Source organism: Streptomyces sp. RK9, from assembly GCF_045070545.1.
GTDB classification, from domain to species: Bacteria; Actinomycetota; Actinomycetes; order Streptomycetales; family Streptomycetaceae; genus Streptomyces; species Streptomyces alboflavus.
Genome location: NZ_CP173704.1, coordinates 3561204 through 3578117 on the forward strand (window position 1 = coordinate 3561204; position 16914 = coordinate 3578117).

Here is a 16914-nt window from a genome sequence, read left to right on the forward strand (position 1 = left end):
CCGCATGAGCAACGGCATGCTCGCCACCGGCAAGAAGCTGGTGACCGAGGCCGGGGAACAGGTCACGGTCGGGGAGCTCTTCGGATCCGGCGGCCAGGGCGAGGTGTACCGCGTTTCCACGGTCCGCGGCGACCGCGCCGTGAAGTGGTACTACCCGCAGCTCGCCGACGCCCGCCAGCGGCACATCCTGGAAGGGCTCATCGAGAAGGGCTGGGACGACGACCGCTTCCTGTGGCCGCGGTCCATCGTCATGGACCCCGACGGCAAGGAGCCCGGCTTCGGCTATCTGATGGACGTGCGCCCCGCGCGCTTCCAGGACCTGCCCGCGCTGTTCCGGCGCGACCCGTCCGTGAAGGAGGCGACGATGCGCACGCTGGTGACGGTCGCCCTGCACACCGTCGAGGCGTACCGCGCGCTGCACTCCAAGGGCATCGCCTACCGCGACATCAACTGGGGCAACATCTTCTTCGACCCGCGCACCGGCGACGTCCTGGTCTGCGACAACGACAACGCGGTCGTCGAGGGCGGCACCGCGGGCGTCGCCGGGACCATGGACTTCATGGCGCCGGAGCTGGTGCGCGGCGACCGGGGCGCGCAGCCCGGCACCCAGACCGACCTGCACTCCCTCGCCGTGCTCCTGTTCCTGCTCCTGATGAACGAGCACCCCTTCAACGGGGCGCTCGCCATGCGCATCCACTGCATGGGCGAGGCCGCCAAGCGCAAGCTGTACGGCACCGACCCGGTCTTCGTGTACGACCCGGCGGACACCCGCAACCGTCCCGTCGCCGGTGAGCAGCCGACCGTCATCGCCACCTGGGCCGCGCTGCCGCAGATCCTGCGGGACCTGTTCGTGCAGACGTTCACCGACGGCCTGAGGACGCCCGCGAAGCGGGTCCGCGAGACGCAGTGGCGGGACGCGCTCAGCCAGGTCCTCGACGCCATCACCCAGTGCCGCGCGTGCGGCAGGCAGAACCTGACGCAGCCCGACGGCACCCCGCCGGACTGCTGGAAGTGCGGCCGGCCCCTCCAGCTCCCGCCCCGCCTCGAACTGGTCACCGCCACCGGCACCACCCTGCGCACCCGCCGCGGCATCCGCCTCGACCCGAGCGCCCGCGTGTACGCCCACCACCTGGACGGCGACCCCGACCGGCACGACTTCCGCGCGATCGTCGGCGAGGTCACCGAACACCCCAAGCAGCGCGGCAGGTACGGCCTGACCAACCGCACCCAGAACGTGTGGACGGTCCGCAAGGACGACGGTTCGGTACGCGAGGTGGAGCCGGGCCGCACCATCGCGCTGCAGTCCGGGCTGCTCCTGGAGTTCGGGGGCGGGGTGGAGGCGGAGGTCAAGGAGTAGCGGAGCCGAGGGGGCGGGGCCTCAGCCCTGGCGGGCGCCGGTGCGCAGCCACCGGCGCCACCACTTTCGCCACAGCGGGGGCGGCGGCAGGTGCGCCGCGGGCACGTCGGCGTGCGCGGGCGGCGCGGGAATCGCGACGGCGTCCGGGCGGGTCAGCGGGGTGACCGTGACCGTGCAGGCGGTGTCCGGCACGGCCAGCTCGACCGCGCCGAGCTTCTGCATGTACGTGCTGCGGGGCACGCGACGGGAGTCGCCGCGCGTGCCGTCGTGCCAGCCGACCTCCACGAGCACGGCGGGCTCCGGCCAGCTGAACCACGCGTCGGCGCGCCCGGGTGCGAGGCGGACCACCGTCAAGTCCTTGACCGGGGCCGGACTTTCGACGACGACGCTGGGTCCGGCCACCGCGCGGTCGCCGAGCACGCTCACCGCCGTCATCCGCAGCCGCCCCGCCACTGGCGGGTTCACTTCGAGCAGCAGGTCCCGTGCGTCCTCAGGGCGCAGGCGCGGCTCCGACAGCTCCGGCGCTTTCCCGCCGGGCGGATCCCCGGCCGTCAGGCGGGCGAAGCGCTCCGACACGTCCGTGCCCGGCTCGACCGGGCCTCCCGGCCACGGCACCAGCGTGCTCCAGCCGCGCGTCGGCGCGCGCCACCCGAGCACCACCCGGTCCCCGGCGAGCTCGGCGGCGACCTCCGCCACGGGAGTCGGCCACTCGTCGACGCGGGCCATGACGTGCACACCCGGCGACCGGACGACGGTGCCGCCGGGCCCCGGATAGCCGCAGCTCACCCGGTACGTGTAGATCCCCGGGGGCAGCGCGTCGTCCACCAGGCCCCGCTGTCCGCAGGGCACGACCGTCGGCCCGCGCCCCGCGCCGACGTCCGGCACGTCGTAGCGCAGCACCTCGATGTCGACGGCCGCCGCGTGCGGCCGCCAGTGCACCTGGACGCCGCCCGGCACAGGTTTGGTCAGGAGCCCCTCGACGTCCGGGGCGACGAGGACCGGCGCGGTGACGCGCGGCACCCCGGCGACGCGGTCGCCGCGCAGCGGAAGGACGGCGTAGCGCAGGACGCGGCCCAGCGGCGCCACCGGGTCGTGGGCCGTCAACAGCCGTGCCTCCGGGGCGGCCACGTCGATCCGTGTGATCTCGGTGGTGGTCTCCGGGGCGTCGTCGTCGAAGCGCAGGACGGCGTACGTCACGGGGGTGGCGGGGCGCGTGCCCGGCACGTGCGGGGTCCGCCAACTCAGGCCGACAGCAAGGTCGTTCGTCCATGTCCGGACCGCGGTCTGCTCGGCGGCGGACGGCGCGTCGGCCAGCGCGGTGGCCGCCCGCAGCAGGCCCGCCCGCAGCTCCGGCGCGTCCGTGGCCTGCCGCAGCGCGCCGAGCCACGTGGTGGCCGCCGCCCGCGGGTCGCCGCCCTCCTGCGCCCTGCGGGCCGCGTACGCGAGGAACCGCACCTTCGCGGAGCGGGTCCGCAGGGCCCCGAGCAGCGCGGCCAGGGCGTGGTCGTCCGGCGCGGCCGGAAGGAGGTCGGCGAGGTGCTCGGCGCGGCGCAGCCGGACGCTCGGCCAGACGTCGTTGAACTCCTCCGCCGCGCGGCGTTCCGCCCCGTCGGCCGGGAAAGCGGCGTCGACGGCGGCGGCCAGGAGCCGGGCCTCGCTGCGGTGCACGCCGAGCGCGGCGGCGTCGTCGGCGGTCGTCGCCGCGTGCGCGCCGCCGCCGAGCCTGCCGCCCTTGCCGTCGTCGCCGTCCTTCAGCAGGCAGCACAGCTCCCACAGGACGATGTGCCGCAGGCCCATCGGGTGGTCGCGCGCCAGGGTCTCCAGGACGTCGGTGACCGCCGCCGCCGTCAGCGCGCGCGGGTCGGCCGACGTCTGCCAGGCCTCCCGCGCACGCCGTACGAACGGCACGTCCACGCGCTGCCACAGCCCGCCCCGGCCGGGGAACCACAGGCCGTCGAGAACGCGGAAGCCGTCGTCCGTCTCCGCCCTGGGCAGGGTGCCGAAGACACCGCCCGCCGCCCGCAGCCGCCCCGGCTCCCGCAACAGGTCGGCGGCGTGCCGGAAGCCCAGGCCCCTGATGCTGCCGCGCAGTCGGCGGTACCCGCGCATGCCGGGGAACTGGGGGAGCACGGGCAGCGGCGGGAGCGCGCCGTCGGTGCCCCGGACGCCGGGCCGCCAGGTCGTCGCCACCGGTCAGCCTCCCGGAGCGGTGAAGAAGTACACCCGGACCACGGCGGTCGACGGGTCGTTGCCGAGGTCGTGGAAGTCGTCCGTCGCCGTCTTCCGCGTGAACATCTCCGGACGGCCCTTGCCGAGCAGCGAGTTGACGCGGTGGGCGTACGTCGTGCCGCTCTGCCCGCCGCCGAAGGTCAGCACCAGCGCGGCGGTCCTGCCCTGCCACTTCTTGGTGGACCGGCCGATCTGCGCCACGAGCGCGTCCTTGTCCGTGCCCTTGACCTCGAACTCCTCGGGCCTGCGCTCCACCGAGCGCGGCCCCGTGGGCTTCGGCTTCGGAGACTTCGTCCCGTCCGCGCTGTTCGACGGCTTGGGGCGCGCGGCGAGCGGGTCGGGCCGGTCGGCCATCGACACCAGGGCCAGGACGAGCAGCAGGTCCGCGAAGAGCCAGCCCGCGAGGACGACGCCCGCGACCCGACTGCCCGTGCCCCGCCCGCGCCGCCGGGACGGGCTCACGCGTCACCCCCGGACGACGGGGGAGCGGACGGGCGCCGGGTGGGCGGGCGCAGGGCGCGGGTGCGGTTCGAGGCGACGTCCGACGCGGTGTCCGGGGTGGCGTCCGAGGGCGTGTCCGAGGGCGTGTCCGAGGGGGGTGACGCGGTCGGCCGGGGCAGTGGGGTGTCCTGCGGGGTGGTGTCGCGGGGCGCGTCCTGCGGCGGATCCGTACGGGGCGTCGGGGTCGGCGTCGGCGCTGGTGTCGGGGCTGGTGTCGGCTCCGGGGCTGCGGATCGTGCCTGCGGCGGGCTGCCCTCGGGCGCCGGGGCCTCGGCCGCGCGGGGCCCGGGCACGGGGGCCCCGTTCGTGCTGGCGGGCCGCGGCGTCGGCGTGCCGTAGGGGCCCGTCGACGCGTCGTACGAGGGCAGCGACGTGCCGTACGGCTCCGTGTCGGGCGACCCGTACGCGCCCGCCTGCGGTGCCCCGTACAGATCCGCCGCCGGACGCGCCGCGCCGTTGCGTACGGGGGGCGCCCCCGCCGTGGCGCCCGCGGCGGACCGCACGCCCGACTCCACCCGGGCCGCCGCGTCCTGCCAGTGGGCCGCCGCCGCGTCCCAGCGCTCGGTGGCCTCGCGTATGCCGTCCATCGCGTCGCTCGTGCGGCCGGTGCTCGTGACCAGGGCCTGGGAGGCCTGTTGGGTGGCGCGGGCGACCGACTCCGACTTGGTCACGAGCTCCCGCTGGGCGGTGACCAGGGCCTGGAGCGAGGCCTCGACCGTCGTGCCCGCCGCCTTCACGCGTTCGGCGATGACGTCGGCTGCGGCGGTGTTCGCGGCGCCCGCTCGGACGGTCGCCGCCTGGACGTCGCGCAGCGTGGTCTCCATGCGGTTGGCCGCCGCGCCCAGCTTCGGCACCTCCTCGGTGAGCTTGGTCGCGGCGTCCTGGAGCGACGTCGTCGCGCTCGCCACCGCCCCGGCCGTCGCCGTCAGCTCCTTGTGGTTCTTCTCGGCCTTGGCGGCGAGGGAGTTCATCTGCCGGGCGGCCTTGGTCAGTTCGGTCGCGAACTGCTGCGGGGAGGCGCTGCGGTGCTGGGCGAGCAGCATCTGGAGCCGGGTGAGCACCGAGGCGAGCCGGGCGAGCAGCCGTTCGCGCTCCGCCTCCTGGTCGGCCTCCTCCTTGTCGGCGCGCCAGCGCACGCGCGCGTGGACGACCGAGAGCAGCACGAGCAGGGCGATGAGGACGACCGCCGTCAGCGCCACGTTCTCGAAGCGGCCGAGCGGCGACAGATGCCCGCCGAAGCCGGACTGCCACAGCTGGAGGAAGGGCCGCGTCGCCTCCTTGCGGTTCTCCTCGGCGAGTTCCCCGTACGCCCGCACGGCGTCCCGCAGGCCGAACCAGGTGATCAGCAGCGGGATGAAGACGAGGACGCCGAGCGCGGCCTCCAGGACGCCGTCGCGGCGCGCCGACGGGCGGGAGCCGGAGGCGGTCACGGTCTCGGGGCGGACGTAGGCGTGCACGAGGTCCAGCTCGGCCCACTTGTCGAGCCGCTTGCTGTGCGTCAAGTCGTCGGCCAGGGCCTGGAGTTCGGCGGCGCGCGGGCTGAGCGTCGGTCTGCCCGCGAGGTCCTGCAGCTGCTTGATGAGATCCTGCTTGTCCAGCAGTTCCGCGGGCGTCAAACGCGTACTCCCTGTCTCGGAGTGGCTTGAAGGGGCCGTCCCGGGCCGGTGGCGCGAGCGCCGGGGCGCAGGTCCGGGAGGCCTCGTCAGTCGAGGACGTCCCCCCGGCCGCGCCGGTTCCTGCCGTCGCGGCCGAGCAGGCGCGACAGCGCCTCGGCTCCGGGGTGTTCACGGTCCCACATGAGGCACTTGCCAAGGGCCTCAATCGCCTCATCCCGCGCACCGATCCGGTGCAGTTCCTCCGCGTGCCGGAAGGTGCGCCGCGCGAGCAGCCCCCGCACCCGCTCGTTCGTCGGGTCGTGGCCGTAGGCGCACCGCAGCCACCGCTCGGCGTCCGCGAAGTGCTCCGGCGCCATGTCGGCCATCGCGGCCGCGCAGTGCACGTCGATCATCGCGTCGAGGATGTCGGCGCGGTCCGCGTGCGCGGTGGCCTCCTGCCAGGCCCGATGGGAGGCCTGCACGGCGTGCTCGTACCGCCCGCTCTCCAACAGGAGCCGCGCGCGGGCGAGTTGACGCTCGGTACTGCGGCCGGGGCGCTGCCGCACGACACGGCCTTCGGTGTCCGGCTGGTCCTGCGGCTCCGGGGGGCCGACGCCCTCCGGTCGGTCTTCCCCCGACCGTGCGTCGGGGCCCGCACCCGCACCCGTGTCCGCACCAGCCCCCGCACCCACGGACACGGGCCCGCCCCCGTCCGCACCCCCGTCCACCCCCGTCCCGAGCCCCGCGTCAAGACCGGCCTCGAGCCCCGCAAGCAGTTCCCGCGCCTCCGTCACGATGTCCCGCAGCAGCGCCACCGCCTCCTGCCTGCGCCCCTGCCGGGCCAGGTCCCTGGCGCGGGCCACGTCCTGGCGCGGCGCGGCCGGGGTGCCGTCGGCGGGGGCGTCGGACGGGGTGTCGAGGGGGAAGAGGCTCGCGGTGAGGGCGGGGGCGTCGGCGAGGGTGTCGCGGGCCGGGTCGGCGGGTTCGAGGAGGCCCTCCTCCAGGGCGGTCGAGCGGGACGAGGAGGCGCCGCCGCCCCCGAGCCGCACGGCGTGCTTGAGGGCGCCGAGGGCCAGCAGCTCCGGCGGCCCGTGGGCGGTGCGCCGGCCGAGGCCCGCGACGCCCGCGCGCACCTGTTCCATCCGCGTGCCGCCGCCGACCAGGAGCAGGGTGTCCACGTCGGCGCGCGCCACCGCGGACTCGTCGAGCAGGGCCTGGGCGCGGCGCACGGTGCGGCGCACGTGCGGCTCCAGGAAGGCGTCCAGGTTCGGCCGGGTGATGCCCATGCGCAGGGCGGGCCCGGTGCCCAGGTCGAGGGTGAGCGCCGCGAAGTCCGTGACCGCGGAGCCGTCCCCGGCGGGCGGTCCCGTCAGCGCCTCCCGTGCCCGCTCGGCGCGCTCGCGCAGGCCGAGCCACACCTCGGCCGGGGCGCCCGTCACCGACGCGGGCCCGCGGTGCGCGCGCAGGAGCCGCACCGCGGACTCCAGGGTGGCCTCGTCGAAGGCGCGGCCCCCCGAGGTGGCCGCGCCGACGTAGCCGAGGGCGCGGCAGTGCCCGCGCACGCCCCGCACCAGGCCGAGTTCGAACCCCTCGTACCCCATGCCGTACACGAGGAACGTGCCGCTGTCGCGGTCCGTGGTGTGCCCCATGACCGCGGCCATCGAGTCGCTGATCAGCCGCACGGGCGTGAGCCCGGCCTCGCTCGCCGCGTCCCGCAGGGCCTGGCGCTGCGCCGACTGGAAGGACGCGGGCACACTGACGACGGTCTGCGCGACCAGCGCGTCCGCCTGCTCCTCGACGCGCTCGCGCAGCGCCCTGAAGAGTCGCACCACGACCGTGTCCACGTCGACCGTCTGCCCCCGCCACGGGACCGAACGGCCCCCGGCCACCAGGGACTTCAGGCTCGGGAACGTCACCGGGAGCACGCCCGAACCGGCCGGGGCGCACCCCAGCCACGGCAGCCCGTCCGCGGGCAGGTCGAGGCGGCGCACCTGCTGTCCCGACCCCGCGAAGAGGGCCCGCACCCCGGTGGCGCCGAAGTCCACGCCGAGGCTGACGCGGTCCGCCCCGGCCCTGGCTGCCGTCATCCGCCGGCCGTGTCGTCGGGAACCTGGAGGATGCCTCCGTAGTCCTTCTTGCTGGGCAGGGTCGGCACCGCGCGCTCCGAGTAGGCCACGGCGATCATGCTGCGCAGGTTCTTGGCCTGTTCGGCGGTCTGGATGGTGTTGCCCTGCCGGTGGGCGGCCTTGACCTGTTCGACGGCGTCACTGATCGCGTTGACCGTCTCCAACGGGGCGCCGTCGGAGGCCAGTTCGGCCTGCCGGAACTGACTGGCGAGCCCGCACTGGTGATACATGTCGTCGAGCAGCAGCTCGGTCAGGCGCTTGTACTCGCGACTGTCGCCCATCTCCACGGCCCGCTGCGCCTGCGCGATGTCGCGGCGCGCCTTCATCTCCTGCGTCTGCTCGATGTAGGTGCCGTACTGCTTGAGGAAGCGCTGGGCCTCCCGCACGGCGAGCCCCAGCTCCTCGCGCAGCACCGCGCTGTCGACCTCCTGCTCGGTCTCGGGCGGCGGGGTGCGGGGCTTCTCGCGCCGGGGTGTCGCCTCCAGGACCATGTCCGTGCCGCGCACGGAGATCCGCACGGTGATGATGCGGTCCGCCGAGTAGTTGAACGACACGTCCACATGGCAGTTGATCTCGATCTCCTGCGGCAGCTCGAACTCCACCACGCCCTGCTCGTGGTTCTCGCTCGCCACATGGCTGTCGCCCTCGTACACCGGCACCCGGATCAGTCTGCTGTCCGTCGCGTGGAAGGTGCGCTGGCGCGGCTCGGGCAGCGGATAGGGGGAGCCCGCGGGGATGATCTGGACGAACACGTCCCGCTGCGCGCCCTTCACCGCGGCGATCCCCATGGCCATGGGCGTCGACTCGAAGAGGCCCGTGGAGCCCACCGGACGCCCGTTGACCAGGCTCTGCCCGCAGTCCGCGCACGTCTCGGCGGCGTACTCGTTGGTCCGGGCGCACTTCGGGGCGGGGCACTCCACGCCGTCGAGGGTCTGCGCGAGCACGCCCGCGCCGTAGGCCACGCACTCCATCGGGTTGATGTTGCGGCGCACCTTGTCGGCGCCGAAGAACGCCTCCACCGCCTCGTACACCGGCCGGGTCAGCGTGCCGCCGCCGACGAGCAGCACGTCCGAGATGTCGCCGGGCGCCAGCTCGAAGCCCGACAGGGTCTCCTTGACCAGGTCCATGGTGCGGGCCACCAGGGGCGCGATCATCGCCTGGAACTCGTCGCGGGTGAGCGCCATCTCGACGTCGACGATCCCCTCGGGACCGCGGTACGCGGCCGGGATCACGATGTACGTCTCCGGCAGCTCGTTCAGCTCCCGCTTGGCCGCCTCCGCCGCCTTCTTCGCCTGGAACAGGAACTCCTTGTCGCCCGCCGGGTCGACGCCCCGCTCCTCGCGCATCCAGGCGATGATCCGCTCCACGATCACCAGGTCGAAGTCGTCGCCGCCCAGCCAGATGTCCCCGGCGGAGCGGAGCACCTGGAACTGGCTGTGCCCGTCGCGGTCCTTGACCGTGTTCAGGACGGAGATGTCGAAGGTGCCGCCGCCCAGGTCGTACACCAGGACGCGGCTGCGGGCGCCGTCCGGCTTGTGCAGGCCGAAGGCGACCGCGGCGGCCGTCGGCTCGTCGACGATCTTCTTCACCACCAGGCCCGCGCGCTCCGCGGCCTCGCGCGTCGCCGCGCGCTGCGCGTCCCTGAAGTACGCGGGCACCGTGATCACCGCGTGCGTGACCTGCTCGCCGAGGGTGCGCGCCGCGTCCCTGACCAGCTTGTCGAGGATGACGCTTGAGATCTCGGCGGGTGTGCGGGTGCGGCCCCCGAGCGTCACATGGGCGCGCGGGTCGTCGTCAGGACCCGGCACGATCGCGTAACTGAGCCGGCCGCGGGCCTCGGCCACCGAGGTGTCCGCGAAGTCCCGGCCCATCAGGCGCTTCACCGACACGATGGTGTCCGTGGGCTGGCGCACCGCCCAGTTCAGGGCGTCCTCGCCGACGATCGTCTGCTCCTTGCCGTCGCGCCGCACCAGGCCGACGACGGACGGGGTCAGACGGTCGCCCTTGCTGTTGGTGAGCACCGCGATGTCGGCGCGGTGCGGATCGTGGGCGGCGACGGCGCTGTTGGTCGTGCCGAGGTCGATCCCGATGGCCTTCATCCGTGCGTGGTCCCTTCCCGTGGTGCCCTGCCTGTCCCGCCGTCGGCGCCCCTCTCGGCCGCCGCGACCACGACCCGGGCGGCGCGCAGCACCTGACCCCGGTATCGATACCCGCGCCGCACGACCTCAAGGACCTCGTCGTCCACCACTCCGTCCCGGGCGGCGCGCACCTCCACGACGTGGTGCGTCGCCGGGTCCGCGCGCTCCCCGGCGCGCCCGAACACCTCCAGGCCCTCGTCGGAGACGGCCGACTCCAGCTGCCGCACGACGAGTTCGAGACTGCGGTGGTACGCGGCCGGGTCCGCGCCGTCCGGCCCTTCGGCGAGGAGGCGCCCGCAGGCGTCCAGCGTGTCGGCGCACACCAGGAGCAGTCGTTCGGTGTGCGCCCGGTGCGCGGCGTCCCGGGCGGCCAGCGCCCTGGAGCCCTCGTACGCGGCCAGGGCGGCGGCCCCGTACGCGGCGGCAGATTCCTGGGGGGCGTGGGGGTCGTCGGGGTCCGGGCGCGGGGGGCCCGGCGGGTCCATCGGGTTCATGCGCGCGCCTCCTTTCGGGCGGTCAGACGTCGAAGCGGACGAGGTCGGCGAGGAGGCGGGCGGCGGCCTCCTCGGACACGGGGGCGCCGGGGTCGGGCCCGCCCGGTGCTCGGAGCAGCCGGTCGATCTCCGCTACGGCTTCCGGGAGTTCGGCGGAGAGGTCCACGTCGTAGCGGAACAGATCGATGAGCAGCCGTCCCGGTACGGTGCGCAACTCGTCCCAGGCCGCCTGTGTGAACGGTGTCATCAGGTGCCGCGCGAGCAGCTCGAACGGCACGTCCCGCAGCTCCGCGTGCGAGGTCCACGGCGTCACGCCGGCCGCGGCGAGGACGTCGTAGGGGCTCGGTCCGCTGTCCGGATCCTTGATCACGAGGGGTCGCCTCCTTCGGTGGTCAGGGCCGTGAGCCAGCGGCTCACCGCGTCGAGCAGCGCCCGCCTGACCCTGGCGTCCATGACGTCGGCGCGGGTGGCACGGATCAGGTGGTGCAGGGCCTTGCGGACGTCACCGCGGGCGAGTTCGGCCTCCGCGCGGTCGGTCAGCGCGGCCGCCCAGGACGCCAGGTCGTTCTCGTCGGGGGGCGGCTCCGCGCCGTCGCTGCGCATCAGCTCGCCCACGCCCACGACGCCCAGGTCCGTGGCGAGCAGCCGGTCGAGCTCCTCCAGGCTCTCGCCGAGGGTCTCGCGGTAGTTGTGGGTGAGGGCCTGGCCGAGGCCCACGTCGAGCAGGCCCAGGGCCTCGTGCAACAGGCGCAGGCGGGCGGGGAGTTCGTCGGTGCGGGCGTCCAGGGTGAAGACGAGGGCGCGGGCCAGGTTGTCGCGGGCGTGGTTGGACGCCGGGTTCAGGGCGAGGGCGCGGCGCAGGTCGGCCTCCGCGCCGTACACGTCGGAGCGCATGCCGTGCTTGGTGCGGGTGTAGCCGCGCCACACGCCCCGCATCGAGTACAGCGACGAAAGGCGCCCGTCGAGCTGGTCGCGGACCTCGCGCTCCAGCGGGTGAAGGACCGGCGGCACCGCCTCGACGAGCGTGATCGCCTCGTCCAGGACGTCACCGCGGCGCACCCGGTCCTCGTCGAGCAGCGTCTCCACCCGCCCGAGCACGGTCCGCACCAGCGCCTTCTTCGCCCGCGCCGTCATCCCCGCGCGGCGCGCCACCCGCACCAGGCGCTCCCACTGCTCCTGCGCCCGGCCGAGCCCGCACGCGCCGTCGGCGAGCGCCGTCCGGGACAGCTCAAGGCGTACGCGGACGGCCAGTTCGACGCCGTCCTGCAGCAACCGCGCGTGCCGGTGCGGCAGATGGACGTACGCCGGGTCCCGGCGCAGGAACTCCTGGCAGTACGCGCACCCCTCGATGTGGCGGCGCGGGTCGGACGCGGCGGCGGGGCCCGCGCAGTCGTCGGGGAGCGTCGTCAGGGTCGGGAACGCGGGCAGGGCGCGCAGGGCGGGCTCGAACTTGTGCACCGCGCACAGCGTGAGGGCCCGCGAGAGCCCCGAGAACGCCCAGCGCAGCTCCCGCACCGCGTACTCGCCCGGGTCCTTGCCGTCCTTCGCCGCGGCGTCCAGGTCCGCGGCCAGCTCGGCGAGCGGCAGTCGCAGCTCCAGGAGGCGTACGTAGCGCGGTCCGCAGGCGAGGGCGGCGCGCGCCCCCGGCACCCCGGCGAGGCCGCCGACGTCCTTGAGGATCCGCGCGCCCGCGAGCTCCGCCTCCAGGAACTGTGCCAACTCCTCGTATCGTGCGGCCTGTTGGGGCCGGTCCTGCTCGGTGTGCCGCTGCTCGTACGCCGAGAGCAGGCCGAACAGATGGCGGCTCAGCTCCCAGCGCAGCCGCGTCATGTCCTCATGGGTCAGCTTCCGGTCGTAGCAGGTGGCCCGCTCGGCCCGCCAGCCGTCCCAGTACGCGTCGTCGCTCAGCAGCGTGGCCCAGTACGCGAGCGCCAACTCCCAGGTACGCACCGCGTGTTCCCACGCCCCGCTCTGCTCCAGGTCCTGCGCCTGCCACAGCCGGGCCACGGCCAGACCGTGCGCGGCCGCCATGTCGCCCGGCGCGGCGGCGAGCCGCCGCTCCCACTCGGCGGTGGCCGCGTCGCGGCCCCGCGCGAGGAGCAGAAGCAGCGGCGCGTCGTCCGGGAAGCGCTCGCACAGCACGTCCACGAAGCCGGGCCCCGCGTGCTCGTCGTCCGGCGACAGCGTGGCGAGCGCGGCCCGCACGCCGTCCGGCCGCTGCCAGCGGTACAGCAGCGCGTCCACCTGCAATCGCCGTCCCGGCAGCCGCAGTTGGTCCCAGGCGACCCGCTCCGACCACGTCATCGCGCCGCGTTCCAGGAGGGTGTACGAGGCGTCGCTCACCGCTGCCATCGACACGCCCGGGTGCACGCCCGCCGTGCGCAGCGCCCGGTAGGGGTACGTCTCGTCGCGCAGCGCCAACGGGTCCGCGGCCAGCGGGCCCCGGGTGGGGCCGTCGGCCCACGGCAGCAGCTCGATGAGGCGCCGCAGCCTGCGGCGGCGCACGTCGGCGCGGTCGAGCCGGTCCGCCGCCCGCCCGTACGCCTCGACGGCCTCGCTCCACCGGCCCTCCGCCTCCAGGGACCGGCCCCGCGCGTACGCCAGATGGGCGTCCGCGTCCCCGTGCCCCCTGCACTCCTCGAACGCCTCGGCGGCCCGCCGCCACTCCTGGTGCGCGTCCGCGAGCCTGCCCCGGGCGTACGCGGCGACGGCGGGCGCGTCCCGGTACGCGCCCAGCGCCCCGGCCGCCGTCACCACGGCCGCCCACTCGCCGTCCGCCTCGGCGGCGCGCACCCGGGCGTACTCCGCCCGTGCGACGTGATCCCGCCCTTCGCCCGCACCGCTCGTGCCGTCCGCGCCACCGAGCTGGTCGTATGCGGCGGCGACCTCCCGCCACGCGGCGGCCGCCCCCGGCGCCTCGCCCGCCGCCTCGACCGCTTCCTCGGCCACCCGGGCCCCCGCGTACCGCCGCCGCGGCGCCACGTCGGCCCACGTGTCGGGCAGCACGACCAGCGCGTGCAGGGCGTCGGCCCACCGGGAGGCGAGCTCGTGGGTGCGGGCGAGCGCGTAGAGGTGGAGGTGGAGGGATTCGCGGGTGGTGGGGGAGAGGACGGGGATGAGGGAGTTCGGGGTGGTGCTGGTGTTGGCGTTGCTGGTGGGGGAGTTCGGGGTGGCGGTGTCCGTGGGGGTGTGTGGTGTGGGGCTGATGGTGGTGGGGGTGCTCGGCGTGGGGCTGATCGTGGCGGTGGTGTCCGGAGCGGGGCTGGGTGCGGCAGGGGCAGGGGTGGCGCCTGCCGGGTCGGGCGTCGGTGGCGGCAACGGGGTGCGGGGCGGCGGCACGGCGCCACCGGGTGCGCCGTCGGTGAACGCGCGGGCGTAGATGGCGCAGGCCGCCGCCCAGTCGCCCCGGCTCTCCGCGCGGCGGCCCTCCACCTTGCGGCGCAGCGGGGCCACGGTGCCGTCGCGGGCGGCGTCGGGGAGGTCGGCCAGGAGCCCGGAGGCGGCGGCCCAGTCCCCGCGGCCGTCGGCGGCGGCACGGGCCCGGGCGTAGAGGCGGCGCACCTTCACCTCGCCGTCGGCGTACTCGTCCGGCAGCCCGCCGAACCCGTCGATGACGCCGTCCCACTCGCCCTGAGCGTCGGCGAACATGCCACGTGAGTAGCGGAGTTGGGCCTGTACGTCGACGAATTCGATGGGCAGGGCGGCCAGGTGGGCCACGGCGGCGCCCCAGTCGCGCGACTCCTGGCAGCGTCGACCCTGGGCGTAGGACCAGCGGAGGGTGACGTCGCCGCCTCCCGTGGTTCCGTTGTCGGCCACCGCTTCCCGGCATGTGCCGAAGGCGGCGCTCGCCGTGGCCCAGTCGCCCGCGTCGGCTGCGACTCGGCCGCGTGCGTAGGCGTGGCGGACGGGGGCGTCGGAGATGTCCGGGGCGTCCGGCGTGCCGGGGGTGTCGGTGCGGGGCGGGCCCGAAGGGGCGGGGCTGTCGCCGTGGTCGCCGTTGGCGGCGTGCGGGGGCGCGGAGGGTTTCGGCGGGGTGAGTGGCGGGGCGGTCGGGCTGCCGCCGGGGAGCTGCCGATCGGCCATGACCGCGCGGATCTCGTCGGCCGCACCCGCGTCGGCAGCAGCCGCCCCGTTTCCGGTGGGTGTGCCGGTCTCGGTGCTCGGCGTGCTGTTTCCGGTGGGTGTGCCGGTCCCGGTGCTCGGCGTGCTGTTTCCGGTGGGTGTGCCGGTCCCGGTGCTTGCCGTGCTGTTTCCGGTGGGTGTGCCGGTCCCGGTGCTTGCCGTGCTGTTTCCGGTGGGTGTGCCCGTCCCGGCCCCCGCCGCACTGTTCCCCGCGAGTGCGCCGACTTCAGCGTCGACGCCGTCCCCAGCGCCTGCCTGCCCCCCGCCGCCCGTCGCCCCGCTCTCCGTGGCCGCACCGACTCCGTCCCGCAAGCCGTACCCCGTACCAACCCCCGCGCCGCCGACCACGTCCTCCCCGGCTCCCGCCCCTTCCCGGACAGCCGCCCTCTCGCCACCCCCCGCGTCCTCCCCGACACCCCCGACACCCCCGCCCTCCAACGCGCCCCCGCCTGCCCCCACACAGACCCCGAACTCCTCCACCGCCCCCCGCCAGTCCCCCGCGCCCTCCGCGATGCGGCCCCGTGCGTATGCCGCGCGTGCGGTGAGGGTCGGGTCGGTGGGGTGGAGCGCCAGGGCCTCGGCGTAGGCGTGGGCGGCCCGGGGCCAGTCCGTGGCGTGGTGGGCGCGGGTGGCCGTCGTGAGGGCCTCGGCGAGGCGGAGGTGGGTGCGGGCCGCGGTGAGGCGGGTGCGGGGGGTGGGGGAGTCGGGGGTGGTGGCGAGGATCTGTTCGTAGAGGGCGATCGCGGTGGGCCAGTCGGCGGCGGCCTCCGCGGCGCGAGCCCGGTCGGCCAGGTCGGCGGCGTGGCGCAGCCGATCCGCGCGGTCGACGAGCGCGGCGGGCAGCGGGCACGGCAGCGCCTCGCCGACCGCGGCGAGGCGCCGCGCCGCGTCCGCCCCGGCATGCCCGGCGGCGAGCACCCCGCACAGCGCGTCGAGATCGGGCCAGGCCAGCTCGAACGCCGCCTCGTCCCGCAACTGCCGCTGCTCGTCCTCGTACTGCCGCGTCGGTGTCCGCAGGATCCGCAGGACCTGCGCCCACTCGCCGCGGTCGCGCTCGAAGCGCGCCGCGTCGATCAGCGTCGCCGCGCCCACGTGCCCGACGGGCCGCTGGAAGGCGCGCAGGGCCTCCGCGCCCTCGCGCAGCGGGTCGGGCGCCGCGCTGTCGTCGTCGCGCACCTCCCGCGCCTTGAACAGCCACCCGTGCCGGTACCCCGCGTGCAGGAACAGCGCGGGCGTCGCCCACTCGACGGCGGTGTGCCGCGGCAGATGGGAGATGCGGCGGCGCGCGGCGGCCATCGACTCGTCGACGGTCCGGTTCGCCGCGAGCCCCTTCAGGAGCTCCGGGCTGAAGCGGCCCGCCGACACGTCGCTGACCCGGCCGCGCATGGCGACGACGGCGGGCACACCCCCGCCGACCAGCGCCTGCGCGAGCCCGGAGAACGGCTCGGAGTGCACGCCGTCGGGGCCCGAACTGTCCGCTCCGGAGCAGAGGTTGAGGACGGCGAGGCGCAGCCGGGGTGCCTTGAGGAGGATGCCGCTCAGGAGGTCGGCGGGGACGGGGTCCACGCCGCCGTGGTCCGTCTCCAGTTGGACGACGCCCTTGCCGAGGTCCTCGTCGTACGTTCCGTGGGCGATGAGGAGCACGGCCGTGGGCAGGTCGCCGTGCGCGCCGAGCGCCGCCTCCAGGCGCTCGCGGGTGGCCCGCTCGACGACGGTGGTACGGACGGCCACCTCGGGCAACTCGTGGCGCAGCGCCGCCACTTCGGTGTCCACGCGCAGCGCGGGGCCCGAACCGGCCGGGGAGGCGCAGGCGACGACGAGACGGATCAGGCTGGGCTCGTCCGCCGGGTCGGGCAGACGGCGGCCGAGGGGGCCGCCGGGCAGCGAGCGGGCCAGGGAGTAGCCGGGGCCGAGGGCGAGGGACTGCTGCGGAAGGCCGGCGGGCGCGCACAGCGCTTCGAGGGGAAGCTCCCGCAGGTGCGGCGGCAGGTCGAAGCGGAGGCGCAGGCCGCGCGGGGGGCGCAGGCGCTGGGCGAGTTCGAGGGCGGCGGCCAGACAGCTCCCGGCCGCGCCGCCTCCGCCCGCGCCGCCTCCCTGTCCCGCGTCGCCGAACAGCAACTCGTACACGTCCCGGCCGAGTTCGCGCAGCTGCTCGGCTGTGTGCCGCTCGCCCATGGGTGCGAGGCCGAGGTCGGCCTCGACGAGCCGGTCCCAGCGGGCCCGGAACGCCGCGGGCGCGCCGTCCACGGCGATCACGCCGAGGGCGCAGGCGGGGCCGCTGACGGCCACGAGGCAGTGGGACGGGCCGACCGGGCGGACCCGGATGCGCAGTTCCTCGTACTGGAGCACGGC

Annotated in this window: 9 protein-coding genes; 1 reads left to right on the forward strand and 8 read right to left on the reverse strand. The window is 75.6% G+C overall.

From position 1 onward, the window contains the following. Positions 1 to 4: 4 nt before the first annotated feature. The gene (locus tag AB6L24_RS35660; protein WP_405662386.1) at positions 5 to 1357 is read left to right on the forward strand and encodes a protein kinase domain-containing protein; all 1353 of its coding nucleotides are present in this window, start codon (positions 5 to 7) and stop codon (positions 1355 to 1357) included. A 21-nt stretch (positions 1358 to 1378) separates the two neighbouring features. On the opposite strand, the gene AB6L24_RS35665 is transcribed toward AB6L24_RS35660, so the two are convergent. From AB6L24_RS35665 to AB6L24_RS35700, 8 genes are all read right to left on the reverse strand, one after another. Beyond that, on the reverse strand, positions 1379 to 3547 hold the full coding sequence (locus AB6L24_RS35665) for a hypothetical protein (protein WP_405662389.1): 2169 nt from the start codon (positions 3545 to 3547) through the stop codon (positions 1379 to 1381). 3 nt (positions 3548 to 3550) lie between these two features. Next, entirely contained in the window at positions 3551 to 4048 is a 498-nt protein-coding gene (locus tag AB6L24_RS35670) for a hypothetical protein (protein WP_405662391.1), read from the reverse strand. Then, positions 4045 to 5703 (reverse strand): hypothetical protein, encoded by a 1659-nt coding sequence (locus AB6L24_RS35675; RefSeq protein WP_405662393.1) that lies wholly within the window; start codon positions 5701 to 5703, stop codon positions 4045 to 4047. Before AB6L24_RS35675 ends, AB6L24_RS35670 begins: the two co-directional genes overlap by 4 nt. A gap of 86 nt (positions 5704 to 5789) precedes the next feature. Further along, the gene (locus AB6L24_RS35680; protein WP_405662395.1) at positions 5790 to 7769 is read right to left on the reverse strand and encodes an Hsp70 family protein; all 1980 of its coding nucleotides are present in this window, start codon (positions 7767 to 7769) and stop codon (positions 5790 to 5792) included. After that, a complete protein-coding gene (locus AB6L24_RS35685) occupies positions 7766 to 9907 on the reverse strand; it encodes an Hsp70 family protein (protein ID WP_405662397.1) in 2142 nt (713 codons plus the stop codon). Before AB6L24_RS35685 ends, AB6L24_RS35680 begins: the two co-directional genes overlap by 4 nt. Continuing rightward, the gene (grpE, locus tag AB6L24_RS35690; protein ID WP_405662399.1) at positions 9904 to 10440 is read right to left on the reverse strand and encodes a nucleotide exchange factor GrpE; all 537 of its coding nucleotides are present in this window, start codon (positions 10438 to 10440) and stop codon (positions 9904 to 9906) included. Before grpE ends, AB6L24_RS35685 begins: the two co-directional genes overlap by 4 nt. 22 nt (positions 10441 to 10462) lie before the next feature. Beyond that, positions 10463 to 10810: a hypothetical protein gene (locus AB6L24_RS35695; RefSeq protein WP_405662401.1), complete on the reverse strand. Its 348-nt coding sequence runs from the start codon at positions 10808 to 10810 to the stop codon at positions 10463 to 10465. Continuing rightward, a complete protein-coding gene (locus AB6L24_RS35700) occupies positions 10807 to 16911 on the reverse strand; it encodes a CHAT domain-containing protein (RefSeq protein ID WP_405662403.1) in 6105 nt (2034 codons plus the stop codon). The genes AB6L24_RS35695 and AB6L24_RS35700 overlap by 4 nt, the downstream gene beginning before the upstream one ends. Positions 16912 to 16914 lie beyond the last annotated feature (3 nt).

Excerpts from the sequence above, each read along its gene's own strand:
- grpE (WP_405662399.1), bottom strand. The coding sequence starts at position 10,440 with ATGAACCCGATGGACCCGCCGGGCCCCCCGCGCCCGGACCCCGACGAC.
- AB6L24_RS35685 (WP_405662397.1), bottom strand. The coding sequence starts at position 9,907 with ATGAAGGCCATCGGGATCGACCTCGGCACGACCAACAGCGCCGTCGCC.
- AB6L24_RS35660 (WP_405662386.1), top strand. The coding sequence starts at position 5 with ATGAGCAACGGCATGCTCGCCACCGGCAAGAAGCTGGTGACCGAGGCC.
- AB6L24_RS35680 (WP_405662395.1), bottom strand. The coding sequence starts at position 7,769 with ATGACGGCAGCCAGGGCCGGGGCGGACCGCGTCAGCCTCGGCGTGGAC.